General features: G+C 59.5%; 20 protein-coding genes. 11 read left to right on the top strand and 9 right to left on the bottom strand.

What is annotated here, in order from left to right; all coding sequences use genetic code 11:
- Nucleotides 1-42 precede the first annotated feature (42 nt).
- The 8 genes from Z945_RS0101340 (at nt 43) to Z945_RS0101305 (ending at nt 8,222) form a co-directional block, all read left to right on the top strand.
- The gene (locus Z945_RS0101340) at nt 43-561 is read left to right on the top strand and encodes a helix-turn-helix domain-containing protein (RefSeq protein ID WP_025050326.1); all 519 of its coding nucleotides are present in this window, start codon (nt 43-45) and stop codon (nt 559-561) included.
- Nucleotides 558-1,322, top strand: a complete 765-nt coding sequence (locus tag Z945_RS0101335) for an ATP-binding cassette domain-containing protein (RefSeq protein ID WP_025050325.1) — start codon at nt 558-560, stop codon at nt 1,320-1,322. The genes Z945_RS0101340 and Z945_RS0101335 overlap by 4 nt, the downstream gene beginning before the upstream one ends.
- On the top strand, nt 1,322-2,110 hold the full coding sequence (locus Z945_RS0101330; RefSeq protein ID WP_025050324.1) for a metal ABC transporter permease: 789 nt from the start codon (nt 1,322-1,324) through the stop codon (nt 2,108-2,110). Before Z945_RS0101335 ends, Z945_RS0101330 begins: the two co-directional genes overlap by 1 nt.
- A 193-nt stretch (nt 2,111-2,303) precedes the next feature.
- Nucleotides 2,304-3,038 carry a proteasome-type protease gene (locus Z945_RS0101325; protein ID WP_025050323.1) on the top strand — a complete coding sequence of 245 codons (735 nt, stop codon included), beginning with the start codon at nt 2,304-2,306 and terminating at the stop codon, nt 3,036-3,038.
- A 104-nt stretch (nt 3,039-3,142) separates the two neighbouring features.
- Nucleotides 3,143-4,711, top strand: a complete 1,569-nt coding sequence (locus Z945_RS0101320) for a class I adenylate-forming enzyme family protein (RefSeq protein WP_025050322.1) — start codon at nt 3,143-3,145, stop codon at nt 4,709-4,711.
- Nucleotides 4,708-5,637 (top strand): 3-hydroxyacyl-CoA dehydrogenase NAD-binding domain-containing protein, encoded by a 930-nt coding sequence (locus Z945_RS0101315; protein ID WP_025050321.1) that lies wholly within the window; start codon nt 4,708-4,710, stop codon nt 5,635-5,637. Before Z945_RS0101320 ends, Z945_RS0101315 begins: the two co-directional genes overlap by 4 nt.
- Before the next feature lie 17 nt (nt 5,638-5,654).
- Nucleotides 5,655-7,229: an acetolactate synthase large subunit gene (locus tag Z945_RS0101310; RefSeq protein ID WP_241434447.1), complete on the top strand. Its 1,575-nt coding sequence runs from the start codon at nt 5,655-5,657 to the stop codon at nt 7,227-7,229.
- 27 nt (nt 7,230-7,256) lie between these two features.
- A complete protein-coding gene (locus Z945_RS0101305; RefSeq protein WP_025050319.1) occupies nt 7,257-8,222 on the top strand; it encodes a Gfo/Idh/MocA family protein in 966 nt (321 codons plus the stop codon).
- A 3-nt stretch (nt 8,223-8,225) separates the two neighbouring features.
- Here Z945_RS0101305 and Z945_RS0101300 read toward each other — a convergent pair whose 3' ends face one another.
- From Z945_RS0101300 to Z945_RS0101275, 5 genes are all read right to left on the bottom strand, one after another.
- Complete coding sequence (locus Z945_RS0101300) at nt 8,226-8,975, bottom strand: CDP-alcohol phosphatidyltransferase family protein (protein WP_025050318.1); 750 nt, start codon at nt 8,973-8,975, stop codon at nt 8,226-8,228.
- Complete coding sequence (locus tag Z945_RS0101295) at nt 8,972-9,664, bottom strand: phosphatidylserine decarboxylase (protein ID WP_025050317.1); 693 nt, start codon at nt 9,662-9,664, stop codon at nt 8,972-8,974. The genes Z945_RS0101300 and Z945_RS0101295 overlap by 4 nt, the downstream gene beginning before the upstream one ends.
- An 11-nt stretch (nt 9,665-9,675) precedes the next feature.
- Nucleotides 9,676-10,101 (bottom strand): diacylglycerol kinase, encoded by a 426-nt coding sequence (locus Z945_RS0101290; protein WP_025050316.1) that lies wholly within the window; start codon nt 10,099-10,101, stop codon nt 9,676-9,678.
- Between the two features lie 89 nt (nt 10,102-10,190).
- A complete protein-coding gene (locus Z945_RS0101280) occupies nt 10,191-11,618 on the bottom strand; it encodes a UdgX family uracil-DNA binding protein (RefSeq protein WP_025050315.1) in 1,428 nt (475 codons plus the stop codon).
- Complete coding sequence (locus Z945_RS0101275; RefSeq protein WP_025050314.1) at nt 11,618-12,853, bottom strand: putative DNA modification/repair radical SAM protein; 1,236 nt, start codon at nt 12,851-12,853, stop codon at nt 11,618-11,620. The genes Z945_RS0101280 and Z945_RS0101275 overlap by 1 nt, the downstream gene beginning before the upstream one ends.
- A gap of 109 nt (nt 12,854-12,962) precedes the next feature.
- Between Z945_RS0101275 and Z945_RS0101270 the strand changes: the two genes are divergently transcribed.
- The 3 genes from Z945_RS0101270 to Z945_RS0101260 all read left to right on the top strand — a co-directional run bounded on the left by Z945_RS0101270 (nt 12,963) and on the right by Z945_RS0101260 (nt 15,960).
- Nucleotides 12,963-13,424: a CreA family protein gene (locus tag Z945_RS0101270; RefSeq protein ID WP_025050313.1), complete on the top strand. Its 462-nt coding sequence runs from the start codon at nt 12,963-12,965 to the stop codon at nt 13,422-13,424.
- 117 nt (nt 13,425-13,541) lie between these two features.
- Nucleotides 13,542-14,687 carry a lytic murein transglycosylase gene (locus Z945_RS0101265; protein WP_025050312.1) on the top strand — a complete coding sequence of 382 codons (1,146 nt, stop codon included), beginning with the start codon at nt 13,542-13,544 and terminating at the stop codon, nt 14,685-14,687.
- Between the two features lie 184 nt (nt 14,688-14,871).
- A complete protein-coding gene (locus Z945_RS0101260) occupies nt 14,872-15,960 on the top strand; it encodes an alpha-hydroxy acid oxidase (protein ID WP_037970261.1) in 1,089 nt (362 codons plus the stop codon).
- On the opposite strand, the gene Z945_RS0101255 is transcribed toward Z945_RS0101260, so the two are convergent.
- From Z945_RS0101255 to Z945_RS0101240, 4 genes are read right to left on the bottom strand one after another with little or no spacing between them, the layout of a single operon-like run.
- Nucleotides 15,945-16,793, bottom strand: coding sequence for an energy transducer TonB (locus Z945_RS0101255; RefSeq protein WP_025050310.1), 849 nt, complete (start codon nt 16,791-16,793; stop codon nt 15,945-15,947). The genes Z945_RS0101260 and Z945_RS0101255 overlap by 16 nt on opposite strands.
- Entirely contained in the window at nt 16,790-17,257 is a 468-nt protein-coding gene (locus Z945_RS0101250; protein ID WP_025050309.1) for a biopolymer transporter ExbD, read from the bottom strand. Before Z945_RS0101250 ends, Z945_RS0101255 begins: the two co-directional genes overlap by 4 nt.
- Nucleotides 17,258-17,262: 5 nt before the next feature.
- On the bottom strand, nt 17,263-18,144 hold the full coding sequence (gene exbB, locus Z945_RS19210; RefSeq protein WP_025050308.1) for a tonB-system energizer ExbB: 882 nt from the start codon (nt 18,142-18,144) through the stop codon (nt 17,263-17,265).
- Between the two features lie 3 nt (nt 18,145-18,147).
- Nucleotides 18,148-18,831, bottom strand: coding sequence for a Fe2+-dependent dioxygenase (locus tag Z945_RS0101240; RefSeq protein WP_025050307.1), 684 nt, complete (start codon nt 18,829-18,831; stop codon nt 18,148-18,150).
- Nucleotides 18,832-18,841: the final 10 nt, after the last annotated feature.

The raw sequence follows: 18,841 nt of genomic DNA, 5'->3' as shown, positions 1-18,841 counted from the left end.
GATTATATAACGTTACATTTTGGGTATAGGAAATGAAATAACATGACAAGTGCCGCCCGGGCAGGAAAGTCTGTGTCCAGGGAATCCATCGGTTTCCAGAAACACGATCATGGGTCCTGCATCAGTGTTGGCCTCGCTGCTGCCGAAGCACATTGTTCGGCAGAAGGTCTGCGTTTCACGCCGGTGCGACGCAAGACACTGGAGATACTCTTGCAAGAGCATCGCGCCATTGGGGCTTACGAAATGCTCGACAGGCTGCGCGATGCGGGTTTCGGCTCCCAACCACCCGTCGCCTACCGGGCATTGGAATTTCTTGTCGCAAACGGTTTTGCGCATAAGATTGAACGCCTCAACGCTTTTATTGCCTGTGCACACCCCGGGGTCGATCACTCCCCTGCATTCATGATCTGCCGACTATGCGACTCGGTGGCAGAGGCGCAATCTTCGCCGGCACGCGGCGCTCTGGGGGAGGCCGCTCGCGCCACGGGATTCGAGATAGAACGTACGGTGCTCGAGGCTGAGGGCATCTGTCCCGTTTGTGTGGAGAAAGCTGACACATGAGCCTGATCGCCACGGAGAATGTCAGCGTCAGCTATGGCGCGAACAACGTTTTGCACAATGTGTCCCTTGCAGTTGAACCCGGTGAGATCTTGACGGTCGTCGGACCCAATGGCTCGGGGAAAACCACGTTGCTGAAGGTGCTTATCGGCGCAGAACGACCCCAGTCAGGACGGATCACGCGAAAACCTGGTTTGCGGATCGGATACGTCCCCCAAAAGCTTCACATCGATCCTACGTTGCCAATTACGGTAGAGCGGTTTCTGCGCCTTCCGGGTGGCACCACGCGCGCGGCCTGCACAGCGGCTTTGGAAAAAGCTGGCGTGCCCGGATTATCCCATCGTCAGATGTCGGCCTTGTCCGGCGGTCAGTTCCAGCGCGTGCTTCTGGCCCGTGCGCTGATCGACACGCCGGACCTGTTGTTGCTGGACGAAGCGACACAGGGGCTGGACCAACCCGGCTCCGCCGCTTTTTATCTTCAGATCGAAGAAGTGCGTCAAAAGACTGGATGCGCAATTTTGATGATCAGCCATGAATTGCATGTCGTTATGGCGGCCTCGGACCGGGTGATTTGCCTTAATGGCCATGTCTGTTGCGAAGGCGCGCCCGAAATTGTCTCTGCCGCGCCCGAATACCGCGCGCTTTTCGGTACCGGTACCGGTGGTGCGCTGGCGCTGTATCGGCACGAGCATGACCACACCCATGATGCCACCTGTACGCACGACCATGCGCCGCAGGACAAACAGACCGAGGCTGCCGAATAATGCTGGATGATTTTATGACACGCGCCGCGCTGGCAGGCGTCGGTGTGGCCCTTGCCGCGGCCCCTTTGGGCAGTTTTGTGGTCTGGCGGCGCATGGCCTATTTCGGTGATGCCACAGCCCATGCTGCCATTCTTGGGGTGGCCTTGTCGCTGGCCCTTCAGATATCCATCTTCGCCGGGGCGGTAGCCGTCGCGCTGGCGATGGCGCTGACCGTCACGGTTCTGACCGGGCGAGGCTATGCGATGGACACGCTTCTTGGTGTACTGGCGCATTCCGCGTTGGCCTTCGGGCTTGTGGCAGTTTCATTCCTGTCCGGCATTCGCATTGACCTTATGGCCTATCTTTTCGGAGATATTCTGGCCGTATCACGCAGCGATCTGGCGGTGATTTGGGGAGGTGCCGCGCTTGTCGTGGGCTTGATCGGCTGGCGTTGGTCAGCGCTGCTCACTTCCACCATCAGCGCGGAGCTGGCTTATGCCAGCGGGATTGAGCCCAAGCGTGAACAACTGATCCTGACATTGTCGCTCGCCATCACTGTGGCTGTCGCGATCAAGGTTGTCGGTGTGTTGCTTATCGCAGCCATGCTGATCATTCCCGCCGCTGCCGCCCGCCCCCTGTCGCGCACACCCGAACAAATGGCCCTTACCGCTGCGGCGATTGGAAGTCTGTCAGCTGTGACCGGCCTGCACGCAGCCTATGCGCTCGACACGCCGGCAGGGCCCTCCATCGTCTGCGTCGCAGCGCTGGTATTTCTCGCGGCCAGTACTTGGCAAGGTGTGCGGTCCTAGCGAGCAGAAATCACCGAGGACCAGAGCGCCAGCCCATCTCACGTTGTTGCAGACTTCTGGGCAACGCACACGAGACCCTCACGCGCGCGGCCTTCATGTCAGGCGGTAAATCCGCGATTGTATTGGTGTGGGTTCACCCCTAGATAAGCGCGACGCAGAAAGCCTTTGAACCCCTCTGCCTGGATGACCCGTAATGACCTATTGTGTTGGCCTTCGTCTGAACCACGGCCTTGTTTTCATGTCTGATACCCGCACCAACGCCGGGGTCGATAACTTTTCGGTTACGAAGAAAATGTTCACTTGGCATGTTCCGGGGGAACGGGTGATCACGCTGATGACAGCGGGCAATCTGGCCACCACACAGGCCTTGATCAGCCTGCTTGAAGAACGCTCCAAAGTGCCGTCGGATCGCAGCCCGACAATTCTTGAACAGCCAACAATGTTCCAGGTCGCGCGACTGGTCGGTGCCACGCTGAAGGAAGTGATCAGCGACAGCGTGCCGGGGGGGCAGTCATCGGGTTCGGCCTTCAAGGCTTCGGTCATTCTGGGAGGCCAGATCAAAGGCGGCGCGCCGACCCTGTTCCTGATCTATCCCGAAGGCAATTTCATCGAAGTCACCGAAGACGCACCGTTTTTCCAGATTGGTGAGGCGAAATACGGTAAGCCGATCCTCGTGCGGGCCTATGATGCAGACATGAGTTTTGAGGACACAATCAAGCTGCTGATGGTGTCTTTCGATTCGACCATCAAAGCGAACCTCTCCGTCGGCCTGCCGCTCGACCTGCAGATATACGAACGCGACAGCTTTGATGTGTCCCAGCAAGAGCGGATCACGGCTGACACGCCCTATTATCAATCTGTATCGCAGGGGTGGGGTGAGGCCCTGCGCAATGCCTTGATGCACTTGCCGACTTACACCCGCAGCTAACAGTTCGACGCGGCGTCGTTTGGGGATGCGCTTGTTCCCGCCTGCGCGATTCCTATGATGGTGCCTGCACGCCCGGTATGACCGGCCAGAACAGGACATCGCTCATGACGCTCTTTCATCCGCCTGCCGGAGAGTTCACACCCACCGTTACCCTTGTTGAAGCCATTCGCGCCCGCGCGGCAGAGCACCCCGAGCGTGAGGCCATTGTCTGCGGCGATACCCGGCTGAGCTGGGGTGCGTTTGATGAACAGATCAACCGGGTCGCCAATCTGCTGCTGGCGCTGGGTTTGCGCAAAGGCGACAACATCGCCGTGATTTCACCCAACTCGGACACCTATGCCTGTTTGTTCATGGGCATTTTGCGGGCGGGCGGCTGTGTCACGCCGCTGTCCACTATGGCCAGCCCCGACGCGCTGCAAAAGATGCTGAGCGATTGCGGAGCCTCGGCCATTTTTGTGGCGGAGCAATATCTTGATCTGGTCTCAGGTTTCATCGCCGGCATGGACCTCGCCCGCTATGCCATCGACTTTGATCATGCTGCGTTCGATCCTTTAACGCCCGCTTTGGCGGCGGCCGAGACGACTGACCCCAAGATCGAGATTGGGATGCAGGATCCGTTCAACCTGATCTATTCATCGGGCACCACCGGCACGCCGAAAGGTATCTTGCACAACCACGCGATGCGCGCGGCACAAATGGATCGCGTCACCCCGAATGGTTATGATGACAACGCGCGCACGCTGCTATCCACGCCGCTCTATTCCAACACAACCATCGTGTCCTTCCTGCCCACGCTCTTTGGCGGATCGACGGTATATCTGATGCCCAAGTTCGATGCGCGCGGCTATCTGGAAATTGTCCAGGCCGAGGCGATTACCCACACCATGTTGGTGCCGGTGCAATACAAACGCATCATGGACGTGCCGGATTTCGATGATTTCGATCTGTCGTCGATGCGTGTCAAATTCTCTACCTCCGCGCCGCTTAGGGCGGATGTGAAGGCGGATGTGCTGGCGCGGTTCCCCGGCAAGCTGATCGAATACTACGGTTTGACCGAAGGCGGCGGTGTGACAGTGCTGATCGCGGACGATACGCCCGACAAGCTGCACACCGTGGGCAAACCCGCACCCAACACCGAGATACGCCTGATCGATACAAACGACCAAGAGGTGCCACAAGGCGAAGTGGGAGAGATTTGCGGGCGCGGGCCGACGATGATGGCGGGCTATTTTGGCCGCGATGACCTGACCCACGATTATCTGTGGCATGATGCGGACGGCAACGCCTATTTCCGTTCCGGCGACATGGGGCGTTTCGACGAAGATGGCTATCTGATCCTGTCGGATCGCAAGAAAGACATGATCATTTCAGGCGGTTTGAATATCTACGCCGATGACCTGGAACGTGTCCTGCTGGCTGACCCGGACGTCATAGATGCCGCCGTGATCGCGGTCCCTTCTGAAGCCTGGGGTGAAACTCCGCTGGGGCTGGTCGTATTGCGCGAAGGAGCCACGCGCAGTGATGTGGAAATCTGCGACGCAGCGAATGCGACGCTGGGCAAAAGCCAGCGGTTGTCTGGCATCGAGATACGTCAGGAGTTGCCGCGCAGCTCCATCGGCAAAATCCTCAAACGCGAGTTGAAAGCGCCTTACTGGGAAACCGCTGGCCAATGAGCGACTTCCGCTCTGTCGGGGTGCTGGGCGGCGGCCTGATCGGGATGAGCTGGGCCAGCCTGTTTCTGGCGCGTGGTCTGGATGTAACCGTGGTGGACCCCGACCCTGACACTGCGCAGCGGGTTACTGATTTTGTCGCGGACGCCTGGCCGCACCTGCGCACCCTGGGGTTGGCGCAGACAGGCACGCCGCCCACCGCCCATATCTCGACCGATATTGCGGCGCTGGCAGATGTCGAATTTGTGCAGGAAAACGGCCCAGACCGGATCGATTTGAAACGGGACATTCTGCGCCAGCTTGAAGAGACAATTGGCTCGGAAATCCCTATCGCCTCCAGCACGTCATCATTGATGGCCAGCGATCTGCAAGAGGGGGCATTGCACCCAGCCCGCATCCTTGTGGCCCATCCAATGAACCCGCCACATCTGGTGCCTATGGTCGAGCTTGTCGGTGGGCGCGCAACATCCGAGGCCACGGTTGAACTTGCGGAAGCCTTCTATGCTCAAATGCGCCGCGTCACCCTGCGCGTCAAAAAGGAAGTGCCGGGGCATCTGGCCAACCGGCTGACCTCCGCGCTTTACCGCGAGGCGGTTTATCTGGTGGCTGAAGGAATTGCAGACGTGGAAACCGTGGATCGCGCCATCGCTTATGGCCCCGGTATGCGCTGGGCGTTCATGGGGCCGCATCTGACCTATCATCTGGGCGGCGGTGCCGGTGGCTACCAGCATTACCTCGATCATCTCGGACCAACGCAGGAAGCCCGCTGGCAGGCGCTTGGTACCGCCAGCCTGACACCGGAGCTCAAAAACGCTTTGGTGCAAGGCGTTGAAGATGAATTGAAAACCCAAAACGAAGATACATTGGTGCAACGCCGTGACGCTGCATTGGTTGACCTTATCCGCCTCAAGGCAGAGCATGGTCTTTAACATGAAAAGGGGCCGAAATGACCGACCAATCTAATACACCCGAAGCCATGAATGGTGCCGAAAGCCTTGTTCACACCTTGGTGGATGCGGGCGTCGACACCTGTTTCTCCAATCCCGGTACGTCCGAGATGCACTTCGTGGCAGCACTCGATCATATCCCCGGCATGCGCTCCGTTCTCACGCTGCAAGAAGGCGTGGCAACGGGGGCGGCAGACGGGTTCTACCGCATGGCGGGCAAACCCGCATGCACGTTGCTGCATCTTGGGCCGGGTCTGGCCAATGGTCTGTCCAACTTGCACAACGCCAAGAAAGCAGGTTCCGGTGTGCTGAACATCGTTGGCGAACACGCGCCCAGCCACATCGAGCTGGATGCGCCACTGACCTCTGACATTCAGGGCATCGCACGACCCGTTTCTCATTGGGTGCATACCTCGACCTCTGCCGCAGATGTGGCGGCGGATGCGGCAGAAGCGGTCAAGGCGGCCAACACCGCGCCGGGTCAGGTGGCTACGCTGATCCTGCCCAGTGACACTGCGTGGACCCCCGGCGGCGTGGTTGCCGCCCCGCTGCCGCCCGCTGAACTGCCGATGTTCAACCGCGAAGCTCTCGACACCGCCACCGCCGCGCTGGATGGCCCCGAAAGCCTGCTGCTGCTGGGCGGGGACGCCCTGACTGAAAGCAATCTTGAGGCCGCAGGCCGGATCGCGGCGCAGACGGGCTGCAAGCTGCTGTCGGAATGGTCCAATGCCAAGCTGGAGCGCGGGGCAGGGCGGGTCAGCATTGGCCGCGTACCCTATCCGATTGACTATGCGCTCAAGACGCTGGCCCCCTTCAAGCGTATTGTACTGGTCGGTGCCCGTGCGCCCATCGGCTTTTTCGCCTATCCGGGCAAACCTGCTGTGCTGACCCGCGACGGTGCCGAGATCACAACACTGGCCGAGGCGACCACCGATCTGTCCGCTGCGCTGGGCGCGCTGGTCACAAGCACAGGTGCAATTAACACAGCACCCGCTCATGTGGCTGAAGCACGCCTGCCGGAGCGCCCCAGCGGCAAGCTGGACCCTGGCACCATCGCGGCACTGATCGGGCGTGCTATCCCGGAAAATGCCATCGTCGTGGATGAGGCGATCACCACCGGACGCGCGTTCTTCCCTGATACGGCGGGCGCGCCAAAGCACACATGGCTGAACAACTGCGGCGGCTCGATCGGCTATGGCATGCCCGTCGCCATCGGCGCGGCGGTGGCCTGTCCGGACCGCAAGGTTCTGGGCCTGATCGGTGACGGCAGTGCCATGTATACGGTACAGGCGCTGTGGACGATGGCGCGTGAAAACCTCGATATCACCATCCTGATCTTTGCCAACCGCACCTATCAGATCTTGCGCGGTGAATTGACCAACGTAGGTGTCGGCAACCCCGGCCCGCGTGCCATCGACATGCTGTCGCTGGACCGTCCCGCGCTTGACTGGGTGCAGATGGCGCAGTCGATGGGTGTGGATGCCGTCCGTGTTGAGGATTGCGAAGGGTTGGAGGAAGCGATGGAAGCAGGCCTTGCTGCATCATCGCCGCGTCTCATCCAGGTGGATCTTTGAGTCAGTCGACAGAGACAGGATAGCGCCATGACCATCAAAACAGCAATCGTCGGCCTTGGCATTATGGGCCGGCGCATGGCCGAACATATGACGGGGCATGCAGATTTTACTGTCGCGGCGATCTGGGATCCTGATGCGAAAAGTTGCGATCTTGCGCGTACCGTTGCGCCGGATGCCCGCGTGACCAGCAGCGCAGAGGAGGCTATTGCCGCCGCCGATCTGATCTATCTTGCCTGCCCGCCGGTGCCGCGCAAAGCTTATGCGCTGTCCGCCGCCGCGCAAGGGAAGGCCGTGTTTCTTGAAAAACCTCTCGGCGTGGATATCGAAGAAAGCCGCGCCCTGGTTGCTGCGATCGAGGCATCCGGCGTCCCCGCCGCGGTGAACTTTACCCAAGCGGCGGGCCCTGCCCTGACCGAAGTGGTGCAGGCCGCTCAATCCGGGGCGCTTGGTACGTTGGCAGGCGTGGATATCATCGTGACCTATGCCCATTGGCCGCGTGATTGGCAGAAAGCGGCTGACTGGCTCCGCTTTCGTGCCGAAGGTGGGATGACCCGCGAGGTGATCTCGCATTTTCTGTTCTTTTCCGAACGCATTCTTGGCCCGCTCGACCTGGTCTGGGCGCGTCCCGACTACCCCGCGGATGATACCCTATGCGAAACCCATATGGCCGCACGGCTGGTCAATGCAACGGGAATGCCAGTCATGGTGATGGCAAGCGTTGGGGGCGCTCAGCCGGACCGGCAGGAGCTGACCATAAAGGGCAGTGCCGCGAGCCGCCGCATTTCGGAGTTCTATCTCAATGCAGGGTCGGACGGTGGTGCATTTGAATTGCTGCATGCGGACTACGACGATCCCCGCGCCGTCAGCCTTGGGGCGCAACTGGATGATCTGTCGCTGATGATGAAAGACAAGCCGCACAGGCTTGCCACTTTGCAGGAAGCGCTGCGCGTGCAGATCCTTGTGGAAGGAATGTTGTCAGGCAAACCCGGCTAGAGGCTACTCTACCGTCTTGCTCAGGTTACGTCTCTGCTGCGCCCGATAAGACAGCGGCAGGGACGCCAGATACAGACAGTTCCCGATGATGAGCGTGGGCCAGGGATAGACCATAAGGCAGACCACCAATACCACTGCCGCGATCACCGCAAAGGGCAGATGCGACCGCCGGATGCTGGCGTGTTTGATTGAATAGGTCGGCACCGTGCTGACGGCGAGCAGCCCGACACAAATGATATATGCTGCCCGCAGAAGCGGCCAATCGGTGTTTTTCCAGCCATTCAGATGCATGAAAATCGGCATCAAGGCCAAACAGGCCAGCGCAGGGGCGGGGACACCGACAAAGTAGTTATCTTTCTTCAACGCAATGTCAGGGGACTTGCTGGACAGGTTGAACCGCGCCAGCCGCAAAGCGCAGCAGACTGCCAGCACCAGTGTAGCCAGCCAGCCCGCGCTGGAATGATCGGTGCCAAGATAGAGGGTATTATAGAGCAACACTCCCGGTACGATCCCGAAGTTGAAGAAATCGGCCAAGGTGTCCAGTTCGGCGCCAAAGGGGCTAGCGGTGTCCAGAAACCGTGCCAGCTTGCCATCCGCGGCATCAAGAAACACAGCAAGAAGGATGAAATACAGCGCCATCTCCAGATGCCCCTCAAGGCTCATCCGGAGCGAGGTCAAGCCTGCACAGATCGCAAATACAGTGACCATGCTGGGCACCATATGCCGCAGCTTGATGCGCGACGGATTGGTCATTCGGCGATGCCGGGGCGCGTTTGCCGGGGATTTGCCAGATCGGCAAGGATCGTCTCTCCGGCAACGGCGGTTTGGCCGACGCTCACCAAAGGTGACACCCCTTGGGGCAGGTAGATATCCAGACGGCTGCCAAAGCGGATCAATCCAAACCGATGCCCGATACCCAAAGCATCCCCCTCGCGCACGAAACACACGATGCGCCGCGCCACCAAGCCTGCAATCTGCACCACGCCAATCCGAGTGCCGTCGGGGGCCTCGATGGTCAGCGAATTGCGCTCGTTATGTTCGCTGGCCTTGTCCAGCGATGCATTCAGAAACTTACCATGATGATAGACGATATGAGCCACTTTGCCTGCAATGGGCGCACGGTTCACATGGCAATTGAAGACATTCATAAAGACCGACACGCGCGTCAGCGGTGCCTCCCCCAGCCCCAAGTCCGCGGTCGGCACCACATCTTCGATCAACGATACCACACCATCGGCGGGCGAGACCACAAGCCCCGGTTGCTGCGGGATCACCCGCACCGGATCGCGGAAGAAATAGTAGCACCAGACCGTCACACCCGCGCCAATCCAGAACAGCGGGGCCCAGACAAGCCAAAGCGCAACCGTGATGGTTGCAAAGATCGCTACGAACTTCCGGCCTTCGGGGTGCATGGGCACCGCTACGATTTTGAGCATGTTCATGGGTGCGTCTTTCAGTTGAGGAACAGGGCGCGGCCAAGGACCGCTAAAACATAAACGCCGGTGGCCAGCAAAAGGCACAAGGTGGCGAGCGAGCCGAGGTCTTTGGCATCGCGTGCGAACAATTGCCAGTCGGGGGCGAGGTGATCAACGAGGCATTCAATCGCCGTGTTCAATGCCTCCACCGCGACAAGGGCGAGGAACAGGATCAGCAGGGTAACGTATTGCATCAATCCGGCCCCGGCAAAGGCGAAGAGCAAAGCTGAAACAGGCAAAATGAGCGTGATATGACGAAAAGCCGTTTCCTGCCACAGACGCCGCAACCCGCCGGCCGAATAGCCCGCCGCCGCAAAAACATGCGCGACGCCTGTCGTGCGGTCAGGCTTTTTGGGTTGTGCAGGTCGTTCAGGTGTCACGTCTGCCAGCTTTCTCTCGGACATGTCAGTAGAATGTGCAGTGCAAAAGCGGCTGCGCTGATGAACCTCTACAACCGCCCCGCAGAAAAGGGAACAACAACAGACAAGGCGGCCTAGCCAGACGCAACCGCAACCTGCGCCATCATCTTCGAGACTTCCGCCAAGTCTGCATGCAGCGCGCCGCGCAGCGCTTTGCGGCTCGTTTCATCCGGTTGCCGCAGCACGGCTGATGGATGCACGGTGATGAATACGGGCAATCCTGCCAGCCCCTTCTCCACGCGCCCGCGCCGGGCAGTGATATTCTTGCCATTCCCCGTCAGCGCCAGCGCAGCTGTCGCGCCAAGCGCCACGAGCATCACGGGCTGCACTTGCGCAATTTCGCGGTCCAGCCACCAGCGGCAATGGCTGACCTCATCCGCATTTGGATTTTGGTGAATACGCCGCTTGCCACGCACGGTGTATTTGAAGTGTTTGACCGCGTTGGTGACATAGGCGGCGTGCCGGTCCAGCCCGGCTTCGCCCGCGATCTGGTCAAAAAGCTGTCCCGCCGGTCCGACAAAAGGCCTCCCCGCAAGATCTTCCTGATCGCCCGGTTGCTCGCCCACAATCATCAAGCGGGCATCCATCGGCCCTTCGCCCGGCACGGCCTGTGTGGCAGGCCCCGCCAGCGGACAGCGGGCGCAGCCTTGAAGATCTGCATCAATATCGCCCGATTCTGTGTGAAGCCGGTCAAGCACACGTCCTGCACGGATCGGCGGCAATGTGGGCGCGGCCTCCTGCATCGCCGCGACTTTCGCCTCGGCCTGCGCGATCAGACCGGGGATCAATGTGGCTTCGGGCAGGTTCTTCCAATACTTTTTGGGCATTTCCGATTGCATTGCCTTGATCTTCAGACGGGCGGGATTGAAGATATTCGCGTAATAGGTCTTCCACAGTTCCTCGGTCTCGTCACTGAGGTCCAGCCGCGCGCTTTCTACGGCCTCAAAGCTCAGTTTGCCGCCTTCAAACCGCGTGGTGATTTCAGGCGTCACAATCACCCAATCCATATCGCCAAAGCGGCGCATGAAAAAGCCACCGATCAGCTGTTCGATCCGGTGATCGGGTTCGAACCAGGACAGGAATTGCCGCCGGTTGGCCCCCTCGGGCGTAACATCGCGGAAACGGACGAAGGCTTTCATCTTGTGCATGTCGCGGCGGATGTTCTTGGCCAGTGCTTCGGCCTGCGCCACATCCGGGTCCGCACGGTTGGACAAAAGACGCGGCGCGTCTGACAGCCGCACCAGCAAGCGGTAGGCCAGATCGAAGGCCCCCGCCGCGCGGCTGGCACAAAGCTGTTTGGCCAATTGCGGAAAGGCCTTTGGTACATTCACGCTACGTTTTGCGGGCGGCAAAGGCGCGTCGGGTGTATCAAAAAGCGAAGCGGCTGCCCCCTCCATCTGCCAGCTGCACTGTTCCGGGGGGGTACCGGCTGCCGCCAACGCCCGCGCGGCGTCGCGCCAGACCTCGAAAGTGCCGAGCCGGGGCAGGGTGACCGTATGCATCAGATCAACTGCAATTGTTCCGCAGGGGGCGCAAACCTTGCTCTGAGGTTCGCCGCATCTGTCATCGAGCCGGGCTGCCAATCGCGTGCGATGATGAAGGGTTTCGCCTTGTTCACCAGAGCCCCGATGCGGCGCAGATCACCGTATCCCAATGCCCCGTTACGCCGCGCCGCCAGTATGCGCGACACCGATTTCGTGCCAAAGCCGGGCACCCGCAGCAGCATGTCGCGGCTGGCCCGGTTGATATCTACCGGGAACACATGCCGGTTCGCCAGCGCCCATGCCAGCTTGGGATCCACCTCAAGGTCGAGCATGCCGGCACCCTGTTCCGGGGCGATCTCTCCCGCCTCGAAACCATAAAAGCGCAACAGCCAATCGGCTTGGTAAAGACGATGTTCGCGCATCAAAGGCGGTTTGATCAGGGGCAGGGCGGCGGTGCTGTCCGGGATGGGCGAAAAGGCGGAGTAATATACCCGCTTCAGTTTGTAGGAAGCATAAAGCCTTGTGGAGCTTTGCAAAATCGTCCGGTCGTTGGCCCCGTCTGCACCCACGATCAGCTGTGTCGACTGACCGGCGGGTGCAAATTTCGGCGCTTTGCGTCCTGTATGCGTGGGCTTTTTCAGCTCCTCTTTGCGCAGGCGCACATTGCTCATCGCCTGTCTGATGCCTTCGGGGCTTTTTTCGGGCGCGTAGGTTTTGATCCCTGCATCCGTGGGCAATTCGATGTTCATCGACAAACGGTCAGCCAGCATGCCAGCTTCTTCGATCAACGCAGGATCGGCGTCGGGAATCGTTTTAAGGTGGATGTAGCCGCGAAAATGATGCACCTGCCGCAGTTCGCGTGCAATGCGGACCATATCGGCCATCGTATCATCGGGAGACCGGATGATGCCCGACGACAAAAACAACCCTTCAATATAGTTGCGCCGGTAGAATTCGGTGGTCAGATGCACGACTTCTTCTACAGAAAACCGCGCACGTTCCACGTTCGACGACACGCGGTTGATGCAGTAGGCGCAATCGTAAATACAGAAGTTCGTCATCAAAATTTTCAGTAAGCTGATGCAACGGCCGTCGGGCGCATAGGCATGACAAATGCCAGAGCCTTCGGTGCTGCCCAATCCCTTGCCATCCGCGCTGCTGCGTTTGCTGGTGCCAGAAGACGCGCAAGAGGCATCATATTTGGCCGCGTCGCTCAGCAGCGCGAGCTTTTCCTGAAGTGTTAATTTAGCCATGTGTTCTTGTTACGTTCTACGACGGAGAATGGCAATCCTAAGCTATGAGCCTGCGACAATATTCCGCCTATGGAAGGGAACCATTTGCGCCGCTGCGACGTTTGAACGCATGAAATTATCCCGCGCGCATTTGATCGCCCCGTTTTTGCTCAGCTTTGCTGCACTTCCTCTGTCTGCCGAAGAGGTTGGCAATGTCGATGTCGATTGGTTGGGAAATGATATCGTTGTTGAAGCGGTATCTGACCCCGAGGTTCAGGGTGTCACCTGCCACCTCGCCTATTTCGAGCGGGGGATCATTGACAGACTACAGAAGGGTAACTGGTTCGAAGACCCATCAAATTCGTCGATCTCCTGCCGCCAGACCGGGCCGATTGTCATTGGCGATATTGAACGCGGCGACGAAGGCGAAGATGTGTTCAGCGAACGCCGTTCCATCATCTTCAAGACCCTGCGGGTGAAGCGTATTTTCGATGAAGCGAACAACACGCTGATCTATATTAGCCATGCACGTGATGTGCAGAATGGCTCTGCCAAGATGTCGATGTCGACGGTGCCCTTGTACCAGCCATGATTGCGACCCTGTAGCTGATGTTCGGCTTTCCGCCGATAACCTGATGGACCGAAAACCCCGCTTTGCGCGGGGTTTTTCATGCGCTAGGCTGCGGCAAACATACAAGGGATCGAGCAGATGAACCTTACACGCAGAACAACACTTTTGGGCCTTGGTGCCTTGGGGCTTACCGCTTGCGGCGGTGGCTCTGTGACGTCCGTCGCGAATGCCACAGGGGGCAGCCTGCCCGCAGACCTGCGTCCGGTGCCAAACGCGGGCTATGACTCATGGGTCAACAGCTTTCGCAGCAGAGCGGCAGGGCAGGGGATATCTACCGAGGTATTGAACGCGGGCTTTCGCGGCGCGGGATACCTGCCTGGCGTGGTCAAACGCGACCGCAATCAGACCGAATTCACCAGAACGTTGGAGGATTACCTCGCCATTGCGGCCTCGGACGAACGTGTGGCCAAGGGGCGTGCAGCCTTTGCACGCCATCGCAACACGCTTGCCGCAGTGGAAGCCCGCTACGGCGTGGACGCCGAGATCGTCGCGGCCATCTGGGGGCTGGAAAGCTTTTATGGCGAACGACGTGGTTCGGTGCCGGTCATATCTTCGACGTCGACGCTGGCCTTCGACGGACGCCGGGGCGTTTTTTTCGAGAAACAGTTGATCGCGGCGCTCAAGATCCTGCAACGCGGCGATACCTCTGCCTCCATGCTGAAAGGGTCGTGGGCCGGTGCGATGGGGCACACGCAGTTCATTCCGACTTCCTATCAGGCCTTCGCCGTTGATTTCACCGGCGATGGGCGACGCGATATCTGGTCCGAAGACCCTTCGGATTCACTGGCCTCTACCGCGGCCTATCTGTCGCGCAACGGTTGGAGCCGGGGAGTGAAATGGGGCGGAGAGATTGGCAATGGCGCACCTCAGGGCCGCACGATCCAGCCACAGCCCGGTGGCCCGCGCTTTGCCGTGACAGGCAATTTCAATGCAATCAAGCGCTACAACAATTCTGACAGCTATGCGGTTGGTGTCGGCCATCTGGCGGACCGTATCGCGGGCGGTGGCCCGATCCGGGCCAGCTTCCCACCGGATAAGTTCGGGCTGACCAAAGATGACCGCATCCGCCTGCAAGAGCGCCTGACGGCACGCGGTTTCGACACCGGCGGCAGTGACGGGGTGATCGGTCCGAACAGTCGCAAAGCGGTTGCCGCCTATCAGTCCAGCATCGGTGCGGCAGCCACGGGTGATCCTTCGCAAGAGTTGTTACGGTCGTTGGGGTAAGCCCATCGGTGCTTGCAGGGTTGCTTTTGTCCGCACCACTGCGTTCGCGGACTCTGCGGGCTGCGGCTTGGCCCGGTCGATTGGATGCTATACCCTTGGGAGGCTCAGCTAAGCCACAGCGCGCACCCAGCGTCTGCAGAAGCCATCCGACAGTTGCTACCGATATACTGGATTGAATTGCACAGTGCCCGAACCTGACCAACTTCCGCGCACGTTGAATGGCTACTACCAGCTTGCTCGGGAACGAATGACCCCGGAACACCAAGCGTATTTCCTGGCCGGTGCCGGTGATGAGAAAACGCTGTCGGCGAATGAGGCTGTCTTTCATAATGCGATTCTAACGCCACGCGTTCTACGTCCGTTGGGCGGTGGCTCGACTGAGGTCAAACTTCTTGGACAAACCCTCGCAGCCCCGTGCCTGATCGCGCCATTTGCCTACCATCGGCTGCTGCATCCGGCGGGCGAGGTTGCGACCGCGCAAGGGGCCGAAGCACAGACCGTCAAAATGGTTCTGAGCGCTCAGAGCAGCATGGACATGAATGACGTGCGCGCTGCAGGGCCGGGCAGCGACTGGTTCCAGTTGCACTGGATGGGTAGCAGAGAGACCACCCTCGCGCTCGCAAAAATGGCGATGGCGGCCGGGTTTGCGGTTCTTGTACTGACCGTCGATGCGCCGGTGCAAGGGGTTCGGGACCGCGAGATCGAGGCGGGGTTTCAACTGCCTCAGGACGTAAGTGCCGTCAATTTGCAGCAGTTTGCCGGACCGCGCTTTGCGCCGCTGGAAGGTACGGAGTCCATGGTCTTTGATCGTATCGCGCATGCTCTGCCGACGTGGGAAGATGTCGCCTGGCTGGTTGAGGCGGTGCAAGTGCCACTATTGCTGAAAGGGATCCTTCATCCGCAGGATGCGGCGATGGCCGTCGCCGCCGGAGCGGCGGGTGTGATCGTTTCAAACCATGGCGGGCGTGTGTTGGACCGGGCACCAGCACCACTCCATCAGCTTCCAAAGGTGGTCGAGGAGGTCGGGCCCGACTATCCTGTGCTGATGGATGGAGGCATCCGGCGCGGTGTCGATATTCTTGTGGCGCTCGCATTGGGAGCGAAGGCGGTCTTGATCGGTCGTCCCGTGGTCTCCGGTCTCGCGGTCGCTGGCGAGCTTGGCGTGAGCCACGTGCTACGCTTGCTCAGAGACGAGCTTGAAATTGCCATGCTGCTAAGCGGGTGCCGCAACATTGATGCGATCACGCGGGATATGGTTCACCTGAAACTGTAGCGCAGCGGAATGATCAACGTGAACTCATTGCCGCTTAGATAGTTGGGCGGCGTCGGCATCTTGTCCAACTGTTCAACAGTCTGAATGGCAGCATCGTCCAGAATGGACGATCCCGAAGATTGCGCCACTTCCGTCGACAGTAATGCACCGTACCGGTCGAGGGTGAACTTGATTTGAACTTCACCTTCGATCCTGTCGCTGCGTGCTTTCGCCGGATAGGTTTTGGCTCCGCTGATCAACAGAACGATGCTCTTCTGCCATTCGCGGATTTCCTCGGTCTGTTCAGCGGTCAGGCCCTCGCTCTCGGCCTTTGCGGTTTCCGCTTCGGTTTCCGCTTCTACGCCGGCGACAGACTGTTGTGACGCCTCACGGTCCTCGGCACCAACCTGGCTTTCTGCCTCGATCTGCTCCGGCTCGTGTTCGGTGGCGACTTCCTCGGCCACCTCTTCGGTCTCTGCTTCCGGCTCTGGTGCCGCGACGCCAAACTTCAGGCTTTCATCCTCAACGTCATAGGGGATCTGGCTCAGCAGTGGTTGCTCCGCGGCTTTTGCAGCTTCAACAGCTTCGGGGCTTTCGGTGACCGTGGGCGCTTTGACGGCTTCTTCCTGCGCGATGTTGTCTTCTTGCAGCGCAGAAGGGGCCGCGATGATATCCGACAGGTCAAACATGATGGCACCGGTGATCCCGTCGGGCTGCGGGTCAACAGCTTCCGGCTCGGCCGATGGACTGCTCAGGATTTGCGTGGGCAGCCCGATGTGAAGCGCGGCGCTGAGCGCGAGGCCGGTACACCAGAAGAGCGGCTTTGCACCGCGCGATGTGTAGGTCAGGCTCATGGCTCGACTGTCGCGTCTGCGGCGGTAGGATCGGCGGCTTCGACAGCATTCTCGTCCAACCCGACCAATCCGACCTTCAGAAAGCCATCAGCCCGCAAGATGTTCATCACGCGGATAAATTCGCCGTAAGGCACTGATTTATCGGCCCGGATGTAGATCCTCGTGTCGCGCTTCTGCAGAGTGGCAATCCCGACATCGATATAGAGCCGGTCATGCGTTGTTTCGGTCTCTCCGACAGCCAGATCAAGGTCTTCGGTGATGGTGATAAAGACCGGATCGCTTGTCCGTTCGGGCGCATCTGCCACGGCCACAGGCAATTCGACGGGAATATCGACAGTCGAGAGAGGTGCCGCGATCATAAAGATGATCAGCAGAACCAGCATGACATCAATGAAAGGGGTGACGTTGATTTCGCTGTTTTCGCTGAAATCACCATCGTCATCACCGCGAAGCCTTGCCCCCATGTTGCCTACTCCGCCGCAGAGGTTGAAACGGACCCCAGTCGAAAGACAGGCTTGTCGACGGGTGCCTCATCGAAAGTCGCGTCCTTGATCGGCGCGAGATCAAGATCACGCGAGAGCGTCCGTTCCACAAGAGCACCGGCATCGGCCAGCATGACCTTGTAGCCGCCCATGCCTCTTGCGAGGATGTTATAGAATATCACTGCGGGGATCGCCGCGACCAGCCCGATGGCTGTCGCCAACAGGGCTTCGGCAATGCCGGGTGCGACAATTGCCAGATTGGTGGTGTTGCTCTCGGAGATGGAGATGAAGCTGTTCATGATGCCCCAGACGGTGCCGAAAAGGCCGACAAAGGGTGCAACCGACCCGACGTTCGCCAGCACACCAGCACCAAAGCCCATGCGTCGTGCCGCGCCCGCTTCGATACGGGCGATTTCCGATCCTGCCCGCTCCTTGATGCCGGATTTCAGCTCTGGCTGATCGCCAGTCGCTGCGCGCTCACGCAGGGCAGCCTGGACCATTTGGCTGACAACACCCTTTTTCTTGGCAAACAGATCCTTGGCGGCATTCAGCGAACCTGCGCGGTCCAAAGCACGGTAGCGCCGGCGCAGCACGCCGCGCTCCCATCTCAGGATCATGACTTTTGCCAGAAAGATCACCCAGACCAGGATGGAGGCCAGCAGCAGGCTCAGCATTACGGATTTCACAACCCAGTCTGCCGCCATGAACATGCCAAGGGGTGACATTTCATCGTGCTCTGCCTGTTCCAACAGGGCGGTGAATGTCTCTGGATCAAGCAGCGTACGGACCGATTCCAGATCAAGCGCGGCCACGGGGCCGGTTGCCACGATGCCCGCCACTGCGGCGCAGATAAATGTAGATGACTTCATTATTCAGGTCTCTGCCCATGTGCGGATAAGGTTGTGGTAGATGCCGGTCAGACGCACCGTCTCGGCGGCGTTGGCCCCGATGGTTGTCGTCAGGGACTGGATGGTCTGGTCCAAATCAAACAGGATCCTGCGGTTCGCATCGGAACGGATCATGCTTTGCAGCCAGAAGAACGAGGAGACCCTTGCGCCGCGGGTGACCGGTGTCACCTCGTGCAGGCTGGTCGCGGGATAAAGGATCATATCGCCCGCAGGGAGTTTGACCGTTTGTGTGCCATAATGGTCTTCGACGACAAGTTCGCCGCCGTCATAATCCTCGGGTTCGCTTAGAAACAAGGTCATTGACAGGTCCGTGCGCAGGCGTTCCTGCGTCAACGGATTTACCCGGATAGCGTTGTCGATATGGGCACCAAAGGTCTCTTCGGTCTCGTATTTGTTAAACATCGGCGGCAAAATCCGCGATGGCAGGGCGGCAGACAGGAAAAATGGGTCTGTGGTCAGTTTTTGAAGGATGAATTTTCCAAGCGTTTGCGCCGCTTCGGACGTGGGCGACAGCTGCTGGTTGCGCTTGACCTCGGCAGATTGCGGGCCAGCGGTTGCCGATCCGTCTTCCCATTGCGCGGCATCCAGATGCGCGCGCACTTGGGCGACGTCATCTTTGCTTAGAACGGAGGGGATTGTGATCAGCATAGGTTTTCCT

It is taken from the genome of Sulfitobacter noctilucae (assembly GCF_000622365.1).
Classification (GTDB): Bacteria; Pseudomonadota; Alphaproteobacteria; order Rhodobacterales; family Rhodobacteraceae; genus Sulfitobacter; species Sulfitobacter noctilucae.
Note: the sequence above shows the minus strand (reverse complement) of the source record. Positions and strands in the feature narration are given on the sequence as shown.